The sequence below is a fragment of the Treponema sp. genome (assembly GCF_052169735.1).
Classification (GTDB): domain Bacteria; phylum Spirochaetota; class Spirochaetia; order Treponematales; family Treponemataceae; genus Treponema.
The window spans coordinates 1-8,070 of sequence record NZ_JBQNBW010000082.1; the positions used below are offsets into that span (position 1 = coordinate 1).

5 protein-coding genes are annotated in these 8,070 nt (G+C 46.3%); 4 read left to right on the top strand and 1 reads right to left on the bottom strand.

Annotation, left to right across the window (positions count from 1 at the left end):
• Positions 1-191 precede the first annotated feature (191 nt).
• Positions 192-551 carry a NifB/NifX family molybdenum-iron cluster-binding protein gene (locus ACTTJ8_RS10780; RefSeq protein ID WP_442716851.1) on the top strand — a complete coding sequence of 120 codons (360 nt, stop codon included), beginning with the start codon at positions 192-194 and terminating at the stop codon, positions 549-551.
• 299 nt (positions 552-850) lie between these two features.
• On the opposite strand, the gene ACTTJ8_RS10785 is transcribed toward ACTTJ8_RS10780, so the two are convergent.
• Positions 851-2,611, bottom strand: a complete 1,761-nt coding sequence (locus ACTTJ8_RS10785) for a RecQ family ATP-dependent DNA helicase (RefSeq protein WP_442721182.1) — start codon at positions 2,609-2,611, stop codon at positions 851-853.
• A gap of 294 nt (positions 2,612-2,905) precedes the next feature.
• On the opposite strand from ACTTJ8_RS10785, the gene ppdK reads away from it, so the two are divergent.
• The 3 genes from ppdK (at position 2,906) to ACTTJ8_RS10800 (ending at position 7,670) form a co-directional block, all read left to right on the top strand.
• Positions 2,906-5,596, top strand: a complete 2,691-nt coding sequence (gene ppdK, locus ACTTJ8_RS10790; protein WP_442716853.1) for a pyruvate, phosphate dikinase — start codon at positions 2,906-2,908, stop codon at positions 5,594-5,596.
• A gap of 509 nt (positions 5,597-6,105) precedes the next feature.
• Positions 6,106-6,798, top strand: a complete 693-nt coding sequence (locus tag ACTTJ8_RS10795; RefSeq protein ID WP_442716854.1) for a potassium channel family protein — start codon at positions 6,106-6,108, stop codon at positions 6,796-6,798.
• Positions 6,799-6,923: 125 nt separating this feature from the next.
• Positions 6,924-7,670 carry a hypothetical protein gene (locus tag ACTTJ8_RS10800; RefSeq protein ID WP_442716856.1) on the top strand — a complete coding sequence of 249 codons (747 nt, stop codon included), beginning with the start codon at positions 6,924-6,926 and terminating at the stop codon, positions 7,668-7,670.
• Positions 7,671-8,070 lie beyond the last annotated feature (400 nt).

The following is an 8,070-nucleotide window of genomic DNA, read 5'->3' on the forward strand; positions in this document are numbered from 1 at the left end:
ACTTGTTCATTAAATACTCCTATACTGTCGCTTAATTTTGATTACTTACTTACTTAAATTAAATTCTATTTTGCCGTTAGTAAAATAGGTCATTCTTATGTTACTTTATCAGCCCACAGGGGTTGTCTGTCTAACTAAGAATTATACAAACCTTTAGACAAACTTCAAGAATTATGATATAACCAAAAAATATGAAAATTGCAGCAACTTATGATATTGTAACGAATTCAGTATTCCAGCATTTTGGAAAAACACAGCATTTTAAAGTTTACACAATTGAAGCTGGAAAAGTAACGAAAACTGAGGTAATTGATAACGGCGGTTTCGGCCATCACGATTTAGCCGCATACCTGAAAAGCCTTGGCGTTGAAACCCTCATCTTAGGCAACCGTGGACAAGGTGCTGTTGATGCGCTCAATAATGCTGGAATTAATCAGCTTGCCGGAATTACTGGCTCTCCGGATGAAGCCGTTGAAGCTTTTTTAGCAGGAACGCTCAAGAATAATCCGAACGCCCAGTGCAATCACCACGGAGAGCATCATCACGAATAAAACAGGCAAGGGGGGCAGGTGGTCCAATAGTATTGTCCTATCATATTTTCAGTTATTCGTGCGGAGGATTAATGCTCACATGCCGCGTTTAACATGAGGGTATTAAAGCCGAGTGCAGCCGCCTTGTCAAAAATATACATTCGTTGTACATTTTTGAACGATGGCATCCGTGCCGGATCGCACACACAGTGCGAAACATTTCGCACTGTGTCCCGATACTCTGCGTCGGGGGTGTTGATTTACACAGATAATTTTATAGGGTAAATTTTTCTTAAACCTCTTTTGTTCCCTCGCTATCTCTATAGTGAAATCATCTTGTTATCGCCTTTCTCCTCACACGTGAGAGCGCCTTTCCACAACAAGGTTTGTGCCGGACGGATTTTGTGTTCGGCGAGCAACTGCGTTATAAGCTTTGACAAGTCTCCCGCTCTCCACAGCGGCATATACGGCAACAAAACTTGTATGAGCTGCATACCGGTGTACTGCCGTTTGTGCCGGCTGATAAAGCTGATCAATTTCTGCTCATCCTGCGGGTAGAGCTGCGCTGTTCCTTGGCATATATCACAGCCGGAGCAGGCAATGCTTTCGTCCCCTGCATGGAGCGGGACGGCTCTTTTTTCTCCAAGCGCCTCAAGAAGTACTTCCCGTCTGCAGCGTCCGCTTTCCGCAAATACTGCCAGCACCTCAGCCCGCTTCCGCTGTTTTTCAGGCAGCTGTGCGATTCGCTTTTTATCTTCCACACTCCATAAGAGTACAGCCTGTGAAGGACTGCCATCCCTCCCTCCGCGCCCTGCTTCCTGTATATACGCTTCGGCAGTTGGGGATGCATTGAGGTGGATCACTGTGCGTACATTTTTTTTATCAACTCCCATTCCCCATGCACAGGTGGTAACCAATATGGCGCGGTCATGTCCGTGGAACCATTGTTCTACCTCTGTTTTTTCGTCCCGCTGCAAGCCTGCATGATAAAACCGAATATCAGTATCATGCAGGGTATAGCGTAAAAAGGCGGCAGTTTGCTCAGTTCCGTTCCGGGTTGCGCAGAAAATCACCATGGGACGCTGGCGCTGTTGTACTTCCTGTAAAAGAGCAGGCGGTTTAACGCGGCATTGCCGTACATAATAGCTGATATTGGTACGGTCTGACTCCCCGCGCACGACGTGGGCTTGCCCGTCAAACAGAACTTCGCTGATCCGCTGTAATACTTGGGTTCCTGCAGTTGCAGTGAAGGCGGTAACGGCGGGCGGATTGAGTGTATCAATCACGTGTTTGAGCGTGAGGTATGCAGGACGGAAGCTATCCCCCCATTCGCTGACACAGTGCGCTTCGTCGATTGCAAGATGGGCAATGCCGCGCTTCGCAATACGGCTGAGTACTGCCTCCTGCGTGAGGATTTCGGGATTGGCGATAATCAACTGTGCGGGGGCTTTTCCATCGCTGCCTTCCAGCCGGGCATATTGAGCTTCCCGCTCCTCAGCGCTCTGACCGCCGCGAAAGATCACCGGCTCAAGGTTTGCCTCGCATATCCGGCGCATCTGATCGCTCATCAAGGCAAGCAGGGGATAAATAATGAGTGTTGGCTTATCCAAAAGGAGCGCCGGAACTTGGAAACACAGCGATTTTCCCGCGCCGGTCGGCAATAGAATGATCTGTCTGCCGCGTAAAACGCCATCTTCGTCGTAGAGTTCACTTAAATCTCTGCTTGCAGTATCACTATCACCTCGTTGATCAAGTATATCTGGAGGCTGAAACACCGCATAACTGTTGGCAGTGTGCTGTTTTGCTGTTGCGCAGGTAGCTGGAGATGCCATATCCGCTCCTTGAGAAGCCGCTTCTGCTGCATGAACGGCATCCAGAATATTCGCAATGGCAAGCCGCTGCCATGGATAGAGTGTTGAAATCCCAAATACCGTCCGTGCACATACGGCAACGGCATCAGCTGTTTTCTCCAAGCTGTAGTCGGGGTTATCCGATTCAAAGATAAGCGGACATGCTTCCGTGTCGGGCAGCGCTGCTTCATGTTCAAGGTTCAGCAAGCCTTCATATTCAGTGGTATACATATACTCTGTTATATGCCGCCGATGCAAAAACGGCTAAAAACTGCAACCTCTACCGACTTGTTCCGTGTGGAAATGATTCGCGCGGAGGGTAAATTTTCGTTTATAGTGCGGAGGAAGCACCGTCTCTTGCCGATCCGTGACGTAGGAGCGGGGAAGGCTGCTGTTCTAAAATCGAGGCGTTGACATATATTACCATACACTATAAAATAGGTGCATTGTTTATACAGTAAGACATCTCTAGAATGGAGACTGTAAGCGTCTCTCTATTTTATTCACTTTTTAAGGAAGGAACTAATGGCAGAACAAAAGTATGTATATTTCTTCGGCAACGGTACAGCTGAAGGAAATGGAGAAATGAAGCAGCTTTTGGGCGGTAAAGGTGCCGGTTTGGCAGAAATGACCCGCGCAAAATTACCGGTACCCGCAGGCTTTACTATTACAACGGAAGTTTGTCAGCTTTACTATGCAAACGGAAAAACATATCCGGATGGTCTTGCAAAGGCTGTTGAAGATAATCTTCGGGAGCTTGAAAAAGCTGCTGGAAAAAAATTAGGCGATCCTAATGACCCGCTGTTGGTTTCCGTCCGCTCCGGCGCTCCCGTTTCGATGCCCGGTATGATGGAAACGATTTTGAACCTCGGCTTAACCGATAAATCGGTAGAAGGCTTGGCAAATAAAACTTCGAACCGCCGCTTTGCAATGGACGCATACCGCCGCTTTATTATGATGTATGGTTCAACCGCAATGGGTGTTGACCGGCTCAAGTTTGATTCACTTTTTGATGAAGTAAAGGAAAAACTGACCCGCAAACGGTTGAATATCGCCGAAGGCACAAAGGTCGGCGATACTGATGTAAACGAAGATGAACTTGCAGAGGTTATCGCAAAATTCAAGGTATTGTATAAGAAAGAGATCGGTGTAGATTTCCCCCAGGATCCTATTGAGCAGCTGTGGGGTGCAATCGGTGCTGTGTTTAATTCATGGATGGCTGAAAAAGCTGTTACCTATCGCCGCGTAGAAAACCTGGTTGGTATTAAAGGTACTGCTGTCAACGTTATGCAGATGGTATTCGGTAACAAGGGAAGTACGTCGGGAACCGGTGTGTGCTTTACCCGTGATCCGAACAGCGGTGAGAACGTCTTCTACGGCGACTACCTCTTTAATGCACAGGGTGAAGATGTTGTTGCAGGTATCCGCACCCCCATCAAGCTGTCCGAATTTGAAAAAGAAGACAAAAAAGCGTATGATCAGCTCTGTGAGGTGCGCGCATTGCTTGAAAAGCACTACAAAGATATGCAGGACATGGAGTTTACCGTAGAAGAAGGAACCCTCTATATGCTCCAGTGCCGCACGGGAAAGCGCTCTCCGGCAGCTGCATTTAGAATGGCTGTCGATATGGTAAACGAAGGGCTTATCACAAAAGAAGAAGCCATTATGCGCATTAAGTCAAGCGATATTGAAGGTATCTTCTATCCTGCTATCGACTATAAGCAGCCGAATCTTAAAGAAGCATTATTGGTGAGCGGGATTGCCGCTGTTCCGGGCGCTGCTTCCGGCAAGATTTGTTTCTCTGCTGCAAAGGCTGAAGAGCTTGCTGCAAAGAAAGAAAAGGCCATACTCGTGCGTAAGGAAACCAGCCCTGAAGACGTTGGCGGTATGCATGCTGCACAGGGTATCTTAACGGCAACCGGCGGAAAGACCAGCCACGCAGCAGTTGTTGCACGCGGTTGGGGTAAGTGCTGTATTGTCGGCTGCGAAAAGCTCGTAATCGATTACGAAAAAGGCGAATGCAGCTATAACGGTAAGGCACTTAAAGAAGGCGACTTTATCACTCTGGACGGTACAAAGGGCGATGTGTATATCGGTGAGCTGAAATTAGTTGCAGCAAAACAGCCTGAATCATATAAAACACTGATGCAGTGGGTTGATGAAATCCGTACTATCAAGGTACGCACTAATGCAGATCAGCCGGAAGATGCAAAGGTTGCATTGGAGCATGGCGCTGAAGGTATTGGACTTTGCCGCACGGAACATATGTTCTTTAATGATGAAAAGCGCATCCTTGCAATCCGTGAGATGATCGTTGCAGACAGCACCGAAGGACGGAAAAAGGCATTGGCTAAGCTGCTTCCTATCCAGACAAAGGACTTTGAAGGTATCTTCAAAGTTATGGACGGTAAGGGGGTAACCATCCGCTTGATCGACCCGCCGCTTCATGAATTTGTTCCGCATGATAAAGAAGGGCAGCAGAAACTCGCTGAAGCTCTCAATATCAGCTTTGCAAGTGTAAAGGAACGGGTTGAACAGCTCCACGAAGCAAATCCAATGCTTGGACACCGCGGCTGCCGTTTGGCTGTTACCTATCCTGAAATTCTGGAAATGCAGGTAACCGCTATTATTTCCGCTGCGTGCAATATGCAGAAGAAAGGTGTAACGGTATTGCCGGAGATTATGATCCCGCTTACCATCGATCCCAAGGAATTTACCCTCCTCGAACAGCGTGTCCGTAGTGTTGCCGATGCTGTTATCGAAAAGAACGGCGCTGATGTTAAGTATTTGGTCGGTACGATGATTGAAACTCCGCGTGCTGCGTTGTTGGCAGATAAGATTGCATCCCGTGCTGAATTCTTCTCTTTTGGTACCAATGACTTGACACAGATGACGCTTGGTATCAGCCGTGATGATGCTGCAAAATTCTTACCGGCGTATGTCGATGAGCAGAAGGCTGGGGTATTCCCTGCTGATCCCTTCCAGTCCTTAGACCAGGAAGGTGTGGGACTACTTGTGAAAGAAGGAATTGCAAAAGGTCGTTCAGCCCGTCCTGAATTGAAGGTTGGTATCTGCGGTGAACACGGCGGAGACCTTGAGTCTGTTAAATTCTGCTGCCGTGCCGGTATGTCCTATGTTTCGGCATCTCCCTTCCGTGTTCCGATTGCCCGCCTTGCTGCTGCACAGGCTGCGATTGAGCAGAAAAAAGGAAAATAAGATAAAAAACTGCCGGTGCCTCTCAGGGGGTTTGTCCGGGAGGCGCTGAGTGCAAGATAGGGTATCCCTAAAGCTGGAGCGATGTTTCTAGGAGATGACTCCTGTTGGGTGTTCCTTGCAAGTTATAAGTGCGCTTGCTTACTCGGCTGCTCTTATGAGCTGCTCGGTTTGTAAGCAGGGCATCTGGTGAGCCGTCTTTGGTACAATACTTAAGGCGGCTTTTTTGTCGCGAGTCTCTAAAAACATTTGTGTATTTTAAGATTAAACCTGTTCGGAAACTTATGTTTCTGAACGGGTTACTTTGAAATGCGATGTTCTAAATCGTGCCGTTTGTACGATTTAGAACCCGTCGATCTGTTCGAAAACACAGTTATCGAACAGGTCTATTGTCTCCCCATTAGGGGAATTTCATCAGATGAAGAGACCAAATTCCGCAAAATGTGCAGCGGTTTATTCCATTATGGAAACACGTTGGTGTGCTTCCCTTTAGCGCTACAGAGGATAATTGTATGGAAGTAAAGCAGAATTTTGCCGTTATCGGCTTAGGAGAATTTGGTATCAGGATTTGTGAAATGCTGGTAGAAGGGGGCGGTTCCGTTGTTGCATTCGACCATGAGGTGCAGGCGGTAGACCGCATCAAGAAAATTGTTCCTGCTGCTATGGTGATTGATACCACTGATGAAAATGCACTCAGGAAGGCTCCGCTCGATGATATTGACGTGGCGATTGTTGCTATCGGCGACAATAAAGAGGCAAGTATTTTAACAACCACGCTTTTAAAAGAACGGGAAATTCCTTATATTGTTGCACGGGCTGTCTCTCCTCTCCATGCTATTGTTCTAAAGCGGGTTGGTGCAAATAGGGTTTTAAAAATCGAAGAAGAATCTGCAACTCGTATCACCAATGAGCTGATCAATCCCGAATCAATCAATTCGATAACAGTGACGGAAGAATACAGCATTAGTGAAGTGAAAGTGCCTCGCTTTTTTATTGATAAAACACTGCTTCAGGCTGCTCTGCAAGAAAAATTTCACCTACGGGTATTGGCTATTGTTCGGCTTGAGTTGGATATTGATGCTGTCGGCAATCCGCTTAACCGGCAAGTTATGTATGAGCCGGATGATAATTTTGTGTTGCAAAGCGGAGATACCTTGTTCCTCCTTGGCAGTAATGAAAAAATTGCTGAATTTCGGAATATGTAGGCAAAATCGCTAAGATAGCGCGCCTTATCGGGTTATTTTGTAAGGAAGAAGCATATCCGTTTATAGGGGCTATAGAATAGTTTTTCAGTTTCCTTCGATACCTCATTAAAGGATGTATATAGATTATGATTATTATTAAGAAAGGAAAACTTATTGCAGCTGTCTTTTTTTCATTCTTGCTTATACTGTTGGTGGCTATATGGGGGTATAGAATCGGTATGCAGTCCCAGCTAAAAAGCGCCTCTGAGCTTATTCTTTTTTTCGGCTTTATTGCTGCCGGTTTACAGTTTGTGCTGTTGATAGCGGTTTTGGTCTATGCGAAGCAAAAAAAGAATGACTTTTTAATGCTGACCAAGGCAATCCAGCTCAATGGGGTGCTTTCTGAGTCCCGTGCAAAAAAGCTCGGAAATCTCGGCTTTGCATTGCGGGAAGCGCTTGATGAAGCATATAAGATCAGCGAACAAAAGAGCGTGAAAATTGCAGGATTGAATGGTCTTGTGAGTGACTTGTTGCACATTATTGATCTCCCGCTTGTGGTGGTCAATTTAACGGGTGAGATACTCGACTTTTCACCGAAAGCTCAAGCCTCCACCGGATGCAAGAAGGGGGATTTACTAACGGAAATAGCCCCTTCCGTCAGTATCAAAGAAGCATTCCAAAAAGCAGTTCAAACGAGGTCTGCAACGCAGCAAGGAGAAGATGCTCTGTGTCATCCTGTGTTTTCTACTACCGGAACGCTTTCGTTCTTTTTAGTCGATCTTTCGCAGCAGCCCATCATCACCAAGGTTATGGAAAATGTGAAACACTTGATGCAAAAAACCGAGATGGAAAAAAAGAACTGGAATCCTTTACGCAAGCTGTTAAAGAAATAGCAGGAATATCTCGAAAAAACTGTTTTGTGATCCGCTTTAGGGATATGGGTAAATCATGTCCTTACATAAAAGGTCGATGGGTTTTCGGTTTTTGAACAGTCTCACACGGTGCGGATGACACCGAAAGACTAACTTTTCTGCTCTTTCCTGTTAAAGAGCGCAACAATCTCGTCAAAGATATACGTCTTTATCCTAAACTCAGCGAAGTATATTTCGATCGGAATAGCAGATACTGAAAGAGGTCGTTATGAAAGAATTTTAGAATATATTGTAAAATAATTGGTGTAAACCTCTAAAGTGGAAAGCGACAAAACGCTCACCCTTGAAAACCTGACGCTTACAGGTGGAAAGGCAGACGGGACACAAGATGCGGATAACTATGGCGGCGCGATCTATGCAA